Origin of the sequence: Sphingomonas sp., assembly GCF_036402235.1 — a bacterium.
Lineage (GTDB): Bacteria > Pseudomonadota > Alphaproteobacteria > Sphingomonadales > Sphingomonadaceae > Sphingomonas.
Genome location: NZ_DASWTG010000030.1, coordinates 1 through 15,959 on the forward strand (window position 1 = coordinate 1; position 15,959 = coordinate 15,959).

Genomic DNA, 15,959 nt, shown 5'->3' on the forward strand with positions numbered 1-15,959 from the left:
CCCCGCCGGGGTGGGGGACCGCCGCGTCGCGGTGGTGGTGGGGCGGCGACGCAGTCGCCGGAAACCTCTCCACCGCCACGCCGCTGCGCGGCGCCCCTCCACCATGCCGCGCATGGTCACCCTCCCCTGCGGTGCAGGGGAGGAATTGGTCAATCAATCATCGGCCGGCGGCACATAGCTGCGCGCGCCTGCGCTCAGCTTCTCGATGCACTCGGCGATATGGCTTTCCTCGATCACCAGCGGGGGCAAGACGCGGAACACATTCTCCCCCGCGGCGACGGTGAGCAACCCGTGATTGTCGCGCAGATGAGCCACGAACTCGCGCGCCACCGCCGGCTCCTTGAGCTTGACGCCGAGCATCAGCCCCTTGCCGCGGATCTCGTCGAACAGATGGTCGTGATTGGGGATCAGCTGCTCGAACGCCGCGCGCAGCCGCTCGCCCATCTTCTCGACACGCTCGAAGAAGCCCGGCTCGAGCATCACGTCGAGCACCGCCTGCCCCGCCGCCATGGCAAGCGGGTTGCCGCCATAGGTCGAGCCGTGCGTGCCGAACACCATGCCCTTCGCCGCTTCCTCGGTCGCAAGGCACGCGCCGAGCGGGAAGCCGTTCCCGATCCCCTTCGCCACGGTCATGATGTCGGGGGTGATGCCGTAATGCTCGTGCGCGAAGAACTTGCCAGTGCGGCCATAGCCGCACTGGATCTCGTCGAGGATCAGCAGCATGCCGTGCTCGTCGCACGCCTTTCGCAGGCCCTGGATGAACTCGAGCGTGCCTGCGGTCATCCCGCCCTCGCCCTGCACCGTCTCGACCATGAAGCCGGCGGTGTTCTCGTCGACCAGCGCGAGCGCCGCCTCGAGATCGTTGAACGGGGCATAGGCGAAGCCCGGCAGCAGCGGCTCGAACCCGTCGCGCATCTTGGCCTGGTTGGTCGCCGAGATCGCCCCCAGCGTGCGCCCGTGAAAGGCGTTGTTGAAGGTGATGATCTTGGTGCGGTGCGGCTGCTCAGTGACGTAGAAATAGCGGCGCGCGGTCTTGATCGCGCACTCGATCGCCTCGGCGCCGGAGTTGGTGAAGAACACCGTGTCGGCGAACGTATTGTCGACGATGCGTTGCGCCAGCGCCTCGCCCTGCGGCGAGCCGTAGAGGTTGGAGACGTGCATCAGCGTCGCCGCCTGCTCGGCGATCGCCTTGGTCACGTGCGGATGCCCATGGCCCAGCGCGTTCACCGCGATCCCCGCGGCGAAGTCGAGATATCGTTCCCCTCGCTCGCCGATCAGATAGCAGCCCTCGCCTCGCACCGGACGCACATCGCACCGCGGATAGACGGGCATGAGCGGGGTGATCGACATTGGACTGCTCCTCCTAAGGCTTGAGGGTTGGACTCCGGAAACGACAAAGGCGGCCCAGCCGGACCGCCCGGAGCGCGCTTTTATCGCCCCCGAAACAGAGGGGCAACCCCGCTCAGTTCTTGAGCTTCCATCCGCTGCGCAGGAGGAGGTAGCACATAATGCCGAGCACCACGTCGATCGCCAGCACGATCGCCCCCGCGGTCCAGATCGATACATAGCCGTCGCTCACGCCGAGGAACCCGTAGCGGAAGCCCGAGATCACGTAGAAGAACGGGTTGAAATGGCTCACGGTCTGGAAGGCGGGCGCGAGCCGGTCGACCGAGTAGAAGGTGCCCGACAGCAGCGTCAGCGGCGCGATCACGAAATTGGTGATCGCCGCGGCGTGATCGAACTTCTCGCCCCAGATCGAGGTCAGCACGCCGAGGAACGCGAGCATCAGCGCGCCGAAGAAGCCGAACCACAGCACCGCGAGCAGGTTCTGCGGGATCATCACCGATCCCAGGAACAGCAGCATCGCCAGCCATACCGTCGCCCCGACGCAGAACGCGCGCGTCACCGCCCCGCCGCACAGCGCCGCCAGCAGCTCGCCGGTCGACAGCGGCGGCATCAGATAGTCGACGATCGTGCCCTGGATCTTGCCGACCAGCAGCGAGAAGCTAGAGTTGGCGAAGGCGTTGTTGAGCATGCCCATGATGACCAGCCCCGGCGCGATGAAGGTGCCGAACGGCACCGCGACCCCGCCCACCGAGACCTCGCCGCGCGCGCCCAATGCGGTGGTGAACACCACCAGCAACAGCAGCTGGGAGACGGCCGGCGCCCAGATCGTCTGGAGCTGCACCTTGAAGAAACGGCGCACCTCCTTCACATATAGCGTCCAAAGCCCTCCCCAATTGACGTTGCGAATCACCGGAACGCCGGGGGCGGCGATAGTTGTTTCTTGCACGCGGGGTTGTTCGGCCATGGTTAGGCCGGGTAATGGCTCCCGCTTCCCCCCGCAACGGGGTTGATGAAGGACGTTTGAATGAGCTGGACCGACGAACGGATCGAGACGCTGCGCAAGATGTGGGACAGCGGCATGACCGCCACCCAGATCGCCGAGGAGCTGGGCGGGGTGAGCCGAAATGCCGTGATCGGCAAGGCGCACCGCCTCGGCCTCGCCTCGCGCCCCTCGCCCGTGAAGCCCAACGCGCCCGAGGCCAAGGGGTCAGCGCCGGCTGCCGAGGCCGCGCCGGCGCCCAAGCCCGCGCCGGCACCGAAGCCGGCGCCCGCGACCGCCGCACCCGAGCCGCGCGAGACTGCGCCGATTGCCGCGCCCGCCGCGCCCAAGCCCGTCGCCGACGGCCCGGTGCTCCGCTCGGTCGGCCCCGGCGGCTTCATCCGCCAGAACCCCGGCGAGCAGGCCCCGCCGATCGCGCCCGCGCCGCCGCGCCGCCTTGTCCCGGCCAAGCCGAGCAAGGAGATCGAGGGCAAGACCAGCCTGCTCGATCTCAACGACAAGATCTGCAAATGGCCGCTCGGCCATCCGGGCGAGCCCGATTTCCACTTCTGCGGCGAGAAGGTGAACCCCGGCTTCCCGTACTGCGTCGACCATTGCGGCCACGCCTATCAGGCACAGCTCCCGCGCCGCGACCGCCGCCCGCCGCCGCCGATGCCCTATGGCGGCCCGCGGGTGCGGTGATCTCATGCCGGACACCGCCGAGCTGACGTACGAGCTTGCGAAGCGGTTCTACGCGGAGTTCGTCGATTTCCGGCGCGAGCTGGCGTCTGTTGGCGCGCCGCTTGCGACGCTCGAACCCGATCAGGCAAGCATCGACGGCGATCTCGCGGGCTCTAATCCTCCCCCGCCAGGGGAGGTGGCGCCGAAGGCGACGGAGGGGGAGGACTCCCGCCGTTCGTTGGTCGCTGACCGCCCCCTCCGTCAGGCTACGCCTGCCACCTCCCCCTGGCGGGGAGGATGACCGTGATGCCAATCCGCCCTAAGGCACTTTCGGCGCGCTGACCGATACCGGGCGGGGCGCGAAGGCGATGTCGCCATTTGCCGACACCGCGAAGCGATAGGCCTCGTTGGTGCCGCGCTCGCCCGAATGGGTGAAGGCGAGCACGCGCTCGCCATCGGTGCGGATGTGGATGATGCCGTAGTTGGTGCGCTCGAACCCGAAATAGCGGGCGCGCTCGCCCGTTCCGGGCGCGTGATCGGTCGATTCGCCGCGCATCTTGAAGAAGGCGGCGAGCTCGGTGCAGAAGATCACCGCCGGCGTGGTGCGCGATGCCTTGCCCAGCGCCGCCATCAGCGTGGCGCGCGGATGGATATGGTCGCTGCCGCCCTCGTCGCCCGACGAGATCATCGACACCACCGCGCCGACTTCCTTCAGGAACTCCATGTCGAAATCCGCCGCGCCGTGATGCGGGGTCTTGAGGATCTCGGAGCGTAGCGCGGCGTCGGGCAGCGCCGCACGCATCCGCGCCATCGATTCCTGGTTCATGTCGCCGGTGAACATGAAGCGGACATTGCCGTAGCGCAGCCGAAAGGCGATCGAATGGCCGTTGATCGTGTGGCTCTCCGACCAGCTCCCTTTGCCCGGCGGCGGAAAGGTGCCGAGCATCATGTCGGCATTGCCGGGCGGCTTGCGCAAGAAGCGCAGGCCCGGTCCGGCCGGCGTCGGCTCGCTGATCGGGCCGAGCAGCTCGACGGTGACGCCGTCCTCGCGGAGGAAGTCGAACGCATCCGCGCTCAGGTGATCGACCCGGCGCCGGATCATCGGCGCGCCGGTCAGCGCCCGGGTCCGCGCATCCCAGGCCGCGAGCGCCTTCACCCACGGCCTGAAATGCTTGTTGCGCTCCGCCTCGGGCACGTCGGCGGGATCGTCGACCAGCCCGGTCACGAAGGGGACGCCGTCCACCTCCGTCGTCGCGCCCAGCATCTCCAGATCCTTGCGCGCGGTGCCGTCGGGCTTGTCGCCGGGACGCTTGACCATGCCGTTATGGTAATAGCGCAGCGGGGCGAGGAAGATCCGCTGATTGGCGTCGATGTCGGGATCGGTCTCGGTCTCCTGCAGGATGTTGAGGCCCTCGAAATGGTCCGCGTCGCCATGCGTGACGAGCAGCAGGTCGAGCTTCAGCGGGTCGGCCGCGCTGGTGCCGCGGAAGCGGAAGGCGGCATGGCGCGCGAACAGCTTGTTGTGGCCGCCGTCGATGAAGATCGTCTTGCGCCCGGGGGTCTCGAGGATCAGCCCGTCGCCCTGTTGCACGTCGATCATCGACAGGCGCAGCAGCGCGGTGTCGCGGAACTTCGCCGACGGCTTAACCATCCCCTCGCGCCGCACCTTGCCACCATGCCCCAGCGCGCGGATGCGGTGACCGGCGGCGCTGGTCGAGACCAGCTCGACCTCGTCGCCCCAATAGAGGTTCCAGATGCTGCCATCGTCGCAGCGCATGTCGACAAAGTCATCGTCCAGGAACGGCATCGGCTTCCCCCCGTGACCGGTATCCGCAAGGCTAGCGCAAAACGATGACAAGCGCGCGGCGAAACCGTCCGCGGCGCAGCCTGAACAAACAGCACCAGCCCGCGCCCTGAGGCGCATACAAGCAGGAACGAAAACGGCCGGCGGATCGCTCCGCCGGCCGTCGCCCTCGCTCACAAGCGGATTAGAAGCGGAACGCTGCCGTCGCGCGGAGCGAATGGAAGTCGAACCGGTTCTGGCTGCGCGCGAAGTCCGCGCCGCCGGCGAGCACGAACGGGTTGGTCGCGCCGGCAGTGCCGGTTCCGACCGTCACGCCGGAATTGTCGTCGTCATAGCGGCTGTAGAGATATTCGACGCCGACCGAGAAATTGCGGCCCAGCTTCTGCTCCAGCCCGCCGCCGGCCTGCCAGCCCCAGGCGTTGTCGTCGCCGGTGATCTCGAAACTGTTGGCGGTGTTGCTGGTCGCGAACTTGTGGCCGATCTTGGCATAGGCGCCGCCGCCGGTCGCGTAGAGCAGCGTCTTCGGGCCGACCGTGTAGCCGCCGCGCAGGCGCAGCGCCGCGTTCCAGTCGAGCTCGCGCGTCATGGTGTAGAAGGCGGGGGTGGTGCTGAACGCCGAGACGCTGTCGCTCGCCTCCGACTTGCCGAATTCGGCGACCGCACCGATCACGACCTTGCCCATCTGCTTGTCGAAGCCGAGCCGGGCGTAATATTCGATGTCGTCCTTGTCGTTCCGGCACGCGATGTTCGCGCTCGACGTCGCGGCGCCGTTGCAGAAGCCGGGGGCGAAGGCGTTGCCGCCATCGGCGGTGGTGATCGTGTCCCCGAAGCTGCCGTTGCGGCCCGCGTCGAACAGGATCGATTCGCCGACATCGTTCTTCTGGACGGTGTAGCCGACCGAGCCGCCGACATGGAAACCGGTGAATTCGTCGCCGTCGGGGGCATCCTGGGCATAGGCCGGTGCCGCGGCGACAGCGAGGGCCAGGGCGCCGGTGGCGGCGCCCAGCAGGGTACGCATACGCATTTTGGGGGTACTCCGTTGGTTACTAGCGGCGGGACAACGAGCGATTCCGCCATTTTCTCCCGCTTCGCCGCGAAACCGGCGAAACCTGTTGCAATGCAGCAACAGCCCCGCTTGCCCGCACCCCGCGGAACGATATAGCAACAGGCGATGTCCTCCGATCTGTTCCAGCCTTCGTCCGCCGCGCCCGCCAACAGCTACACCGCCTCGTCGATCGAGGTGCTGGAGGGGCTGGAGCCGGTCCGCCGCCGTCCCGGCATGTATATCGGCGGCACCGACGAGCGCGCGCTGCATCACCTCGCCGCCGAAGTGCTCGACAATGCGATGGACGAGGCGGTGGCGGGGTACGCCAACCGCATCGAGGTGACGCTCGACACGGGCAACCGGCTGACGATCAGCGACAATGGCCGCGGCTTCCCGATCGACCCGCACCCGAAGTTCCCCGACAAGTCGGCGCTCGAGGTGATCCTCTCGATGCTCCATTCGGGCGGCAAGTTCTCGGGCAAGGCCTATGCGACCTCGGGCGGCCTGCACGGCGTCGGCATCAGCGTGGTCAACGCGCTGTCGGTCGACACGGTGGTCGAGGTGGCGCGCGACAGGCAGCTCTACCGCCAGCGCTTCAGCCAGGGGCAGACGCTGGGTCCGCTCGAGCATCTCGGCGGCACCCCCAACCGCCGCGGCAGCGTGGTCAGCTTCGTCCCCGATTCCGAGATCTTCGGCGAGATGCATTTCAAGCCGGCGCGGCTCTACAAGCTCGCGCGGTCGAAGGCCTATCTGTTCGCCGGCGTCGAGATCCGCTGGAAGTGCGCGCCCGAGCTGATCTCGGACGACACGCCCGCCGAGGCGGTGTTCCAGTTCCCCGGCGGCCTTGCCGACCACCTCAAGGAACAGATCGGCACGCGCGAGGGCGCGACCGCCGAGTTCTTCTCGGGCACCCAGGAATTTCCGGACTCCCAGGGCCGGGTCGAATGGGCGGTGGCGTGGCCGTTGTGGAGCGACGGTTCGTACAGCTGGTACTGCAACACCATCCCCACGCCCGACGGCGGCACGCACGAGCAGGGGCTGCGCCAGGCGCTGGTGCGCGGCATCCGCGCGTTCGGCGAGCTGGTCGGGCAGAAAAAGGCCAAGGACATCACCGCCGACGACATCATGGTCGGGTCGGAGCTGATGCTCTCGGTGTTCATCCGCGAGCCGCAATTCCAGTCGCAGACCAAGGACCGGCTGACCTCGCCCGAGGCGACGGCGCTGGTCGAGAAGGCGGTCCGCGACCATTTCGACCATTTCCTCGCCGACCGCATGGACCGCGGCAAGGCGCTGCTCGGCTATGTCCTCGACCGCATGGACGAGCGCCTGCGCCGCAAGCAGGAGCGCGAGGTCAAGCGCAAGACCGCGACCTCGGGCCGCAAGCTGCGCCTGCCGGGCAAGCTCACCGACTGCTCGGCCGACGATCCCGCCGGGACCGAGCTGTTCATCGTCGAAGGCGATTCGGCCGGCGGCAGCGCCAAGCAGGCGCGAGACCGCAAGACCCAAGCGATCTTGCCCATCCGCGGCAAGATCCTCAACGTCGCCTCGGCCACATCCGCAAAGATTCTCGCCAATCAGGAAATCGCCGACCTGATCCAGGCGCTCGGCTGCGGCACGCGCAAGGACTGTCAGCCGGACAGCCTCCGCTACGAACGCATCGTCATCATGACCGACGCGGATGTCGACGGCGCGCATATCGCCACGTTGCTGATGACCTTCTTCTTCCAGGAGATGCCCGACATCGTCCGCCGCGGCCATCTCTACCTCGCCCAGCCGCCGCTCTACCGCCTGACCGCCGGCACGAAATCGCTCTATGCCCGCGACGACGCGCACCGCGCCGAGATCGAGGCGAACGACTTCAAGGGCCGCAAGGTCGAGGTCGCGCGGTTCAAGGGCCTTGGCGAGATGAACCCGGGCCAGCTGCGCGAGACGACGATGGACCCGAAGACACGCAGCCTGATCCGCATCACCCTGCCGCAGGAATATGAGGAGCGCGCAGGGGTCAAGGATCTGGTCGACCGGCTGATGGGCACCAACCCGGCGCACCGCTTCGCCTTCATCCAGGAGAATGCCGCGCGGCTGGACGAGGAAGCGATCGACGCATGAGATGGCTGGGCGCGCTGCTGCTGGCGATCGCGGCGCCCGCGCTTGCCCAGCAGCCGCCCGCACCGCCCCCTGCCGTTTCGCCGGGGCTGCAGGCGCGGATCGCCGCGCTGCCTGCAATGGTCAACGGCACCGGCGATTTCGAGGCCTATTTCGCGCCTGCCTTCAAGGCACAGGTGCCCAAGGCGCAGTTCGACCAGATCGGCCAGCAGCTGAAGGCGCAGTTCGGCGTCGCGATGAAGGTCGAGAAGGTCACGGCCACCTCGCCCTATGCCGCCACCGTCGAGCTCGGCTTTGAAAAGGGCGTCGGCACCGTCAACATCGTGATCGATCCCGCTCCGCCCCATCGCGTGACGGGCCTACTGCTCGCTCGCGTCGAGCCGCGCGGCGACACGATCGCGAAGATCGAGGCGGAGATCCGCGCGCTGCCCGGCACCGCCGCGTTCGGCATCTATGCGCTGGGCAACGGCGTGACGCCTGTGAGCGAGCTGGCGGGCGAACAGCCGATGCCGATCGGATCGGCGTTCAAATTATGGGTGCTCGCCGAAGCCGCGCGCCAGGTGCATTCCGGCACGCGCAAATGGAGCGACGTGGTCACGCTCGGCCCGCGCTCGCTGCCCTCGGGCATCACCCAGCGCTGGCCCGCCGGCGCGCCCGTGACGCTGCACACGCTGGCGACGCTGATGATCTCGCTCAGCGACAATACCGCCACCGACACGCTGCTGATCGCGCTCGGCCGCGACAAGGTGGACGCGATGGTCGCGCAGACCGGCGTCGCCGATCCGGCGGCCACGCTCCCGGTGCTGACCACGATGGAGGCGTTCCAGCTCAAGGCATCGGCCAATGCCGACCTTGCAGCGGGATGGAGGACGGCCGGGCCGGACGGCCGCCGCAAGCTGCTCACCGCCAACCGCGCACGGCTGGCGGGGACCGTGATCGACCCCGCCATGTTCGCCGACAAGCCGGTGGCGCCGGATATCGAATGGTTCGCCAGTCCCCGCGACGAGGCGTCGGTGCTCGACTGGCTGCGCGCCAGGGGCGGCGATCAGGCGCTGGAGATCCTCGCCGTCAATCCGGGCACGCCGGGCGCGGCGCTGTTCGACTATGCCGGGTTCAAGGGCGGATCGGAGCCGGGCGTGATCTCGCTCAACTGGCTGGTGAAGACCAAGAAGGGCAATTGGTACGCCGTCACCGGGGGCTGGACGCGCAGGGATGCGGCGGTGGACGAGCGCGGCTTCGCGATGCTGATGAGCCGGCTGCTGACGCAGGTCGCGGCGCGTTAGGTTTCGCCGGTCCGCCACTCCTCGCGCAACAGGCCGTAGATCGTCGTGTCGCGCACGCCCAGATGCGTCTCCCATTCAGCGCGCAGCAGCGCCTCGTGCCTGAAGCCGAGCCGCTCGAGCAGCGCCCGCGACGGCGCGTTGTCGGGATCGGTGTCCGCGAACACGCGGCGCTGCCCCTCGGCGAAGATCCGGTCGATCACCGCCGACACCGCCTCGCGCGCGATGCCGCTGCCCCAATGATCGCGCACCAGGATATAGCCGATCTCGGTGACGTTGCCCTGCCGCTTCTCGCCCGCGGCGACCACACCGATCGCAGTGTCGCAGCCCTTGCGCGTGATGGCCCAGCGGCGCCACTCGGGCGCATCGCGCGCGAGGTCGGCGCGAGTCTCTTCCACGCTCGCATGCGGCGGGCCGGACCAGTAGCGCATCAGTTCGGCGTCGGAAAAGGCCGCATGCAGCGCCTCGGCATCGTCCAGCGTGCGCGGGCGCAGGATCAGCCGCGCGGTTTCCAGCACCACCGTCTCGCGCGGCGCCAGACTCATTTCCGAAGCCTCACGCCTCGCCCAGCGCCTCGACCAGCGTCTTGACCTTCTTCTGCCGCCATTGCGGGAGCGGCGCGACCATCCAGTAGCCGAGCCGGGAGGGCTTGGGATCGCCGAGGATCGCCACGCGCCCCGCCTCGATATCGTCGCGCGCGAGCAGCTCGGGCACGGTCGCGCGGCCCAGGCCCTGCGCCGCGGCGTCGAGCGCCAGCCCCGCGTCGCCGACGCGCACCAGCGCCGCGCCGTCCTCGGCGACGCAGCCCGGCCAGGCGATCGGCGTGTCGGCATTGGAGCCGGGGCGGCTCACGGTCACCATCCCGTCGCTCTCCAGCGCCTCGCCCTCATGCTCGCCCGGCCCCTCGCCCCAGCGGATCGCGAGGTCGAGATTGGCTTCGGTGAAGTCGATGGCGTCGTCCGCGGTGATCAGCACGAAGCGCAGCTCGGCATCGTCGCGGGCGATCTCGGCGAGCCGCGGCATCAGCCACTTCTCGGTCAGGTCGCGCGGCGCGGCGATGGTCAGCGACTTGGACGACTGGCCCGCCTGCATCGCGCGAACCGATTCCTCGAACTGCAGGAAGCCGGCGCGCAGCGCGGCGAGGCCGGCCTCGGCCTCGGGCGTCAGCTCGAGCCCCTTGGTCGTGCGGCGGAACAGCACCACGCCCAGCGTATCCTCGAGCGCGCGGATCTGCTGGCCGACCGCCGCCGGGGTCACCGCCAGCTCGTCCGCCGCGCGGGTGAAGGAGAGGTGCCGCGCCGCCGCATCGAGCACGCGCAGGCCGTTCAGGGGAAGATGAGTCCGCTTCATTCCGCAACCGCCGGGGCCAACAGGGAGAATTTGGGGATCGCCACGTCGAACTCCATGCCGTCGGCGCCGATCATGCGATAGCTGCCCTGCATCGATCCGGTGGGAGTCGCGAGCGGGCAGCCCGAGACATAGTCGTAGCTGGCGCCGGGCGCGATCATCGGCTGCTCGCCGACCACGCCCTCGCCCTCCACCGAATGCTGCGATCCGCGGCCGTCGGTGATGATCCAGTGGCGCGTCAGCAGCTGGACCGCCTGATGCCCCGCATTCTCGATGCGGATGTGATAGGCCCAGAACCAGCGCCCGCGATCGGGCTCGGACTGCTCGGGCAGATAGCTCACCGATACGCGCACGACGACGTCGCGCGTGGTTTCCTCCTGGGAAAAGAGCGCCTTCACAACCCGACCGAGCCGAGGGCCTGATCGAGATCGGCGATCAGGTCCTCCGGATCCTCGAGGCCCACGTTGAGCCGCAGCATCCCCTCGCCCACGCCCATCAGCAGGCGCTGGTCCTCGGCGACGCCGCTGTGCGTAGTGGAAGCCGGGTGAGTCATCAGCGAGCGAGAATCGCCGATATTGTTCGAGATGTCGATAAGGGCCAGCGCGTCCAGCAGGCCGTGCGCCTGCGTGCGGCCGCCATCGACCTCGAACGAGAAGATCGGCCCGGCCGCGGCCATCTGGCTCATCGCCAGATTGTGTTGAGGATGGCTGGGCAGGCCGGGGAAGTTCACCTTCGCGACGCGGCCCTCGAGGAAGCGCGCAACCTTCAATGCGTTCTCGCTCTGGCGCTGGATGCGCAGGTCGAGCGTCTCCAGCCCCTTGAGCACCACCCAGGCATTGAACGGCGACAGCGTCGGCCCGGTGTTGCGGTGGAAGGGCAGCAGCGTGTCGTTGATGAACGCCTCGGTCCCGCACACCGCGCCGGCGAGCACGCGGCCCTGCCCGTCCATCATCTTGGTCGCCGAATAGGCGACGACATCGGCGCCGAAATCCATCGGCCGCTGCAGCGCGGGGGTCGCGAAGGCATTGTCGACCACGGTGACGATGCCGCGCTCGCGCGCGATCGCGCACACGGCCTTGAGATCCACCACGTCCATCGTCGGGTTGGCGGGCGTCTCGAAGAAGAGCACCCTGGTGTTCGGGCGGATCGCGTCGACGAACTGTTGCGGGTCGCGCGCATCGACGACGGTCGTCTCGATCCCGAACTTGGGCAGCTGCGTGTCGGTGAGCCAGCGGCACGAACCGAACGCGGCGCGGCCGCCGATCAGGTGATCGCCCGCCGACAGCTGGCACAGCAGCGCCGCGGTCATCGCGGCCATGCCGCTCGCGGTCGCGCGGCACGCCTCGGCGCCTTCGAGCAGGGCGATGCGCTGCTCGAGCATCTCCACCGTCGGGTTCTGCAGGCGCGAATAGGTCATGCCCTGCTGATTGCCGGCGAAGCGCGCGGCGGCGTCGCCGGCGCAGTCATAGGCGTAGCCAGAGGTCAGGAAGAGCGCTTCGCTCGTCTCGCCCCATTCGCTGCGGGCAGTGCCCCCCCGGATCGCCTGCGTCGCGGGCTTCCAGTTCTGGGTGATGCTGCGGTCTTGTCCGGTACGGCGCTTCATGGCGAACCCTCTAGAAGCCTAGGGTACGAACGCGCAAGGGCAGCGGGTGACGGCGCCCAAAAGCTGGGCTATCCACCCCGCCAATGCTCGATCGCCTCGAACAACGCCCCGTCCTGCTGGCGCTGCTGATCGGCATCGCCGCGCTGCTGCTGTTCGGGATCGGCGTGCAGCGGCCCAGCATCCTGATGTTCGACGAAGTCCATTACGTGCCTGCCGCGCGTGCGCTGATCGACCTGTCGCATCCGATGAACATCGAGCATCCATTGCTCGGCAAGTCCCTGATCGCGATCGGAATGCTGCTCTTCGGCGACAATCCGCTCGGCTGGCGGGCGATGTCGGTGCTGGCCGGCGCGCTGACGATCACCGGCGTCTATGCCTTCACCCGCCACCTGACGGGCGCGACGCGCGCGGGCCTGTTCGCCGCGCTGCTCGCGATGCTCGGGCAGCTGGTGTTCATCCAGGCGCGGATCGGGATGCTCGACGTGTTCCTCGGCGCGTTTCTGGTATGGGCGGGGATCGCGTTCCTGCGCGCAATGCAGATCGAATCGCACGGGCGCGCGGCCCTGCTGCTGTCCGTCAGCGCCGCCTGGTTCGGCGCCGCGGTCGCGGTCAAATGGGCGGCGGTGCCCTATGTCGCGCTCGCCGGCGTCGCGTTCCTCTGGCTGCGGCGCGGCCACCCGCAGCGCTTTGGCGGGACGGGCTGGCTCGCCGGTCTCGCGATCCTCGGCAGCGTCAGCATCGCCACCTATTTCCTCACCTTCGCCCCCGCCTTCTTCTACGCGACCGACCCGCTGACGCTGGCCCGGCTGATCCCGTTCCAGCTCGACATGTGGAAGCTCCAGACCCAGGTGCTCAGCCCGCACAACTACCAGTCCGACTGGTGGAGCTGGCCGCTGATGCTCCGCCCGATCTGGTATTTCTACGAGCCCGATCAGGGCGCGACCCGCGGCGTCCTGCTGATCGGCAATCCGGCGATCATGTGGGGCGGGCTGGCGGCCGTCGCGGCGTGCTGGTGGGCGGGGCTGCGCGAGAAGGCCGGCGCGCCGCTCGCGGTCGCGATCCTCTGGACCTTCGCGCTCGGCGTGTGGGCCGCGATCCCCAAGTCGCTCGGCTTCTATTATTACTATTATCTGCCCGCCATCATCCTGTCGGTCGCGCTCGCGGTCGCCTTCCATCATTATGCCGCGCGCGTGAAGCGCAACGACGAATGGTATCTGGTGCTGTGCGTCGGGCTGTTCGCCTATTTCTACCCGATCCTCGCCGCACTGGCGCTGCCGAGCGACCGCGGCTTCGAGCGCTGGATGTGGTTCCCGAGCTGGGCGTGATTCAGAAAATTGGTTCACGCGAAGGCGCGAAGGCGCGAAGATGCAGCCTGCCGCGTGAGCGGCTTTCACTCTTTCCTGGCTTCCGCTTGCATCAGCAGTGAAGAGAGGCGCTTCGCGCCGCCACCGGACCTCTTCGCGCCCTCGCGCCTTCGCGTGAACCGATCTTCTAGTACCTGCCCCACACGAACCGCGACGACAGCGCGAAGTTCCACACCGCCGCCACCACGATCCCCGCCAGCGCAGAGGGCGCCCATTGCGCCTGCTGCACGTCATGCAGGAATGCCGCCACCCCGACATTGGCGATCGCCCCGACCGAGCAGACCAGGCAGAAGCCGATCCAGCCGTCGAGCAGCTGACGGAAGCCCTTGAGCCTTGCATCGCGATAGGTGAGCGCATTGTTGAGGAAGAAGTTGAACGTCATCGCCGCCAGCGTCGCGACGATCGTACCAGTCAGGAAGCTGTATCCGAACAGCCGGTAGAACAGCCACAGCGCGCCGAAATGCACGCCTGCGCCCAGCGCGCCGATCGCGGAGAACATCGCGAACCGCACCGGGATCACCCGGCCGAACATGCGGTCGTAGAGCGCGATCAGATATTCCATCGCGACGACATGGTCGAGCTTGCTCTCCCCCTCCTGCCGCGTGCGGAAGATATAGGGCAATTCGACGAACTTCAGCGGCCGCGGGCTCGCGGTCATGATGTCGAGCAGGATCTTGAAGCCGATCGCGGAGAGATGCGGCACCATCTCGCGCACCACCTCGCTGCGGATCATGAAGAATCCGCTCATCGGGTCGCTGAGCTCGGCCTTGAGCACGCGGCGCGACAGCTTGGTCGCCAGCGCCGACTTGGCGACGCGATCCTTGTCCCACTCCCCGGTGCCGCCGCCATCGACGAAGCGCGATCCGATCGCGACGTCGAGCCCGGCATCGCCCTGCAACGCATCAAGCATCTTCGGCAGCAGCGTCTCGTCATGCTGCATGTCGCCATCGATCACCGCGACATGCGGCGCGGCGGTGGCGCACATCCCCTCGATCGTCGCGGAGGACAGCCCGCGCCGCCCGATCCGCTGGATCACCCGTACGCGCGGATCGACCCGCCCCAGCTCGCGCGCCGCGTCGGCGGTGCCGTCTGGGCTGTCGTCGTCGACGAAGATCGCTTCCCAGCGCCGCCCGGCCAGCGCCTTGTCGAGCGCAGCGACGAGAATCGGCACATTGCGCCGCTCGTTGAAGGTCGGAATGACGACCGCCAGTTCGAGCCGATCAGGCGTCATCCAAGCGCCTTCAGCACCGCGTCGCCCATCTGTGCGGTGGAGAGCGATCCGCCCAGGTCGGCGGTGCGCGCGCCGCCGGCCAGCGCCGCGGTGACCGCCGCCTCGATCCGGTCCGCCGCTTCCTCCATGCCCAGCGAATAGCGCAGCAGCATCGCCGCCGACAGGATCGTCGCGCACGGATTGGCCTTGCCCTGCCCGGCGATGTCCGGCGCCGAGCCGTGGATCGGCTCGTACAGTCCCTTGCCGCTGCCGTTGAGCGCGGCCGAGGGCAGCATGCCGATCGACCCCGCGCACATGCTCGCCTGGTCGGACAGGATGTCGCCGAACAGGTTGCCGGTGACGATCACGTCGAACTGGCCGGGGTTGCGCACCAGCTGCATCGCGGCATTGTCGACATACATGTGGGTCAGCTCGACATCGGGGAACTCGGCCGAGACCTCGATCACCACGTCACGCCACAGCTGCGAGGTTTCGAGGACGTTGGCCTTGTCGACCGAGCACAGCTTCCTGTTGCGCACCCGCGCCGTCTCGAAGCCGACGCGGGCGATCCGCGCCACCTCGTCCTCGTCATACGACATGATGTCGTACCCCTCGCGGCGGCCGCCCGCGGTGCTGCGCATGCCCTTCTCGCCGAAATAGACGTCGCCGTTGAGCTCGCGCACGATCACCATGTCGATCGCGCCCGCGACCTCGGGCTTGAGCGCCGAGGCGTCCTCAAGGCCCGGGAACAGCCGTGCCGGGCGCAGGTTGGCGAACAGCTCGAGTTCCTTGCGGAGTCCCAGGATCGCCTGCTCGGGCCGCAGGTGGCGCTCCAGATTGTCGCAGCGCGGATCGCCCACCGCGCCGAACAGCAGCGCATCGGCGCGCTTCGCAAGGTCGAGCGTGCGCTCCGGGAGCGGGTGGCCGTCGCTGAACCAGGCCGCGCCGCCGACCGGCGCTTCCTCGAAGCTCAGGCCAAGATCGAGCGCGTGCAGCACCCGGCGCGCCTGCGCGGTGACTTCGGGGCCGATCCCGTCGCCGGGAAGAACTGCGATCAATGGCATGCCTAAGGTCTCACATCCGTTCGGCCTGAGCTTGTCGAAGGCCTGTTCTTCTTTTCGGCCGGGTCAAAGAAGGACAACGCTTCCCCCGGATCCGGTCCGGGGCCAGCGCGAGCGGCGGTTGCCCATTGCCCC

Annotated in this window: 14 protein-coding genes; 4 read left to right on the forward strand and 10 right to left on the reverse strand. The window is 68.3% G+C overall.

What is annotated here, in order from left to right; all coding sequences use genetic code 11:
• Positions 1 to 153: 153 nt before the first annotated feature.
• Positions 154 to 1,350 (reverse strand): aspartate aminotransferase family protein, encoded by a 1,197-nt coding sequence (locus VGD28_RS06065; protein WP_331027435.1) that lies wholly within the window; start codon positions 1,348 to 1,350, stop codon positions 154 to 156.
• Positions 1,351 to 1,462: 112 nt separating this feature from the next.
• Positions 1,463 to 2,311, reverse strand: coding sequence for an ABC transporter permease (locus VGD28_RS06070; RefSeq protein ID WP_331027436.1), 849 nt, complete (start codon positions 2,309 to 2,311; stop codon positions 1,463 to 1,465).
• A 60-nt stretch (positions 2,312 to 2,371) separates the two neighbouring features.
• Here VGD28_RS06070 and VGD28_RS06075 point away from each other — a divergent pair, with 60 nt between their 5' ends.
• Positions 2,372 to 3,028, forward strand: coding sequence for a GcrA family cell cycle regulator (locus VGD28_RS06075; protein WP_331027437.1), 657 nt, complete (start codon positions 2,372 to 2,374; stop codon positions 3,026 to 3,028).
• Between the two features lie 298 nt (positions 3,029 to 3,326).
• On the opposite strand, the gene VGD28_RS06080 is transcribed toward VGD28_RS06075, so the two are convergent.
• Positions 3,327 to 4,814 carry a hypothetical protein gene (locus VGD28_RS06080; protein WP_331027438.1) on the reverse strand — a complete coding sequence of 496 codons (1,488 nt, stop codon included), beginning with the start codon at positions 4,812 to 4,814 and terminating at the stop codon, positions 3,327 to 3,329.
• Between the two features lie 181 nt (positions 4,815 to 4,995).
• Positions 4,996 to 5,835 (reverse strand): outer membrane protein, encoded by an 840-nt coding sequence (locus VGD28_RS06085; RefSeq protein ID WP_331027439.1) that lies wholly within the window; start codon positions 5,833 to 5,835, stop codon positions 4,996 to 4,998.
• A gap of 147 nt (positions 5,836 to 5,982) precedes the next feature.
• On the opposite strand from VGD28_RS06085, the gene parE reads away from it, so the two are divergent.
• Both parE and VGD28_RS06095 read left to right on the forward strand, forming a co-directional pair.
• Positions 5,983 to 7,962, forward strand: coding sequence for a DNA topoisomerase IV subunit B (gene parE / locus VGD28_RS06090; RefSeq protein WP_331027440.1), 1,980 nt, complete (start codon positions 5,983 to 5,985; stop codon positions 7,960 to 7,962).
• Positions 7,959 to 9,242 (forward strand): serine hydrolase, encoded by a 1,284-nt coding sequence (locus tag VGD28_RS06095; protein ID WP_331027441.1) that lies wholly within the window; start codon positions 7,959 to 7,961, stop codon positions 9,240 to 9,242. The genes parE and VGD28_RS06095 overlap by 4 nt, the downstream gene beginning before the upstream one ends.
• On the opposite strand, the gene VGD28_RS06100 is transcribed toward VGD28_RS06095, so the two are convergent.
• From VGD28_RS06100 to VGD28_RS06115, 4 genes are read right to left on the reverse strand one after another with little or no spacing between them, the layout of a single operon-like run.
• Positions 9,239 to 9,784 carry a GNAT family protein gene (locus VGD28_RS06100; protein WP_331027442.1) on the reverse strand — a complete coding sequence of 182 codons (546 nt, stop codon included), beginning with the start codon at positions 9,782 to 9,784 and terminating at the stop codon, positions 9,239 to 9,241. The two genes, VGD28_RS06095 and VGD28_RS06100, sit on opposite strands and share 4 nt — an antisense overlap.
• 10 nt (positions 9,785 to 9,794) lie before the next feature.
• Positions 9,795 to 10,589 carry a LysR family transcriptional regulator gene (locus tag VGD28_RS06105; RefSeq protein WP_331027443.1) on the reverse strand — a complete coding sequence of 265 codons (795 nt, stop codon included), beginning with the start codon at positions 10,587 to 10,589 and terminating at the stop codon, positions 9,795 to 9,797.
• Complete coding sequence (gene apaG / locus VGD28_RS06110) at positions 10,586 to 10,984, reverse strand: Co2+/Mg2+ efflux protein ApaG (protein ID WP_331027444.1); 399 nt, start codon at positions 10,982 to 10,984, stop codon at positions 10,586 to 10,588. The genes VGD28_RS06105 and apaG overlap by 4 nt, the downstream gene beginning before the upstream one ends.
• Complete coding sequence (locus VGD28_RS06115) at positions 10,981 to 12,189, reverse strand: trans-sulfuration enzyme family protein (RefSeq protein WP_331027445.1); 1,209 nt, start codon at positions 12,187 to 12,189, stop codon at positions 10,981 to 10,983. The genes apaG and VGD28_RS06115 overlap by 4 nt, the downstream gene beginning before the upstream one ends.
• An 83-nt stretch (positions 12,190 to 12,272) precedes the next feature.
• Between VGD28_RS06115 and VGD28_RS06120 the strand changes: the two genes are divergently transcribed.
• A complete protein-coding gene (locus VGD28_RS06120) occupies positions 12,273 to 13,514 on the forward strand; it encodes a glycosyltransferase family 39 protein (RefSeq protein ID WP_331027446.1) in 1,242 nt (413 codons plus the stop codon).
• Positions 13,515 to 13,680: 166 nt separating this feature from the next.
• On the opposite strand, the gene VGD28_RS06125 is transcribed toward VGD28_RS06120, so the two are convergent.
• Both VGD28_RS06125 and leuB read right to left on the reverse strand, forming a co-directional pair.
• A complete protein-coding gene (locus VGD28_RS06125) occupies positions 13,681 to 14,784 on the reverse strand; it encodes a glycosyltransferase family 2 protein (RefSeq protein ID WP_331027447.1) in 1,104 nt (367 codons plus the stop codon).
• A complete protein-coding gene (gene leuB, locus VGD28_RS06130) occupies positions 14,781 to 15,827 on the reverse strand; it encodes a 3-isopropylmalate dehydrogenase (RefSeq protein WP_331027448.1) in 1,047 nt (348 codons plus the stop codon). Before leuB ends, VGD28_RS06125 begins: the two co-directional genes overlap by 4 nt.
• Between the last annotated feature and the right edge of the window lie 132 nt (positions 15,828 to 15,959).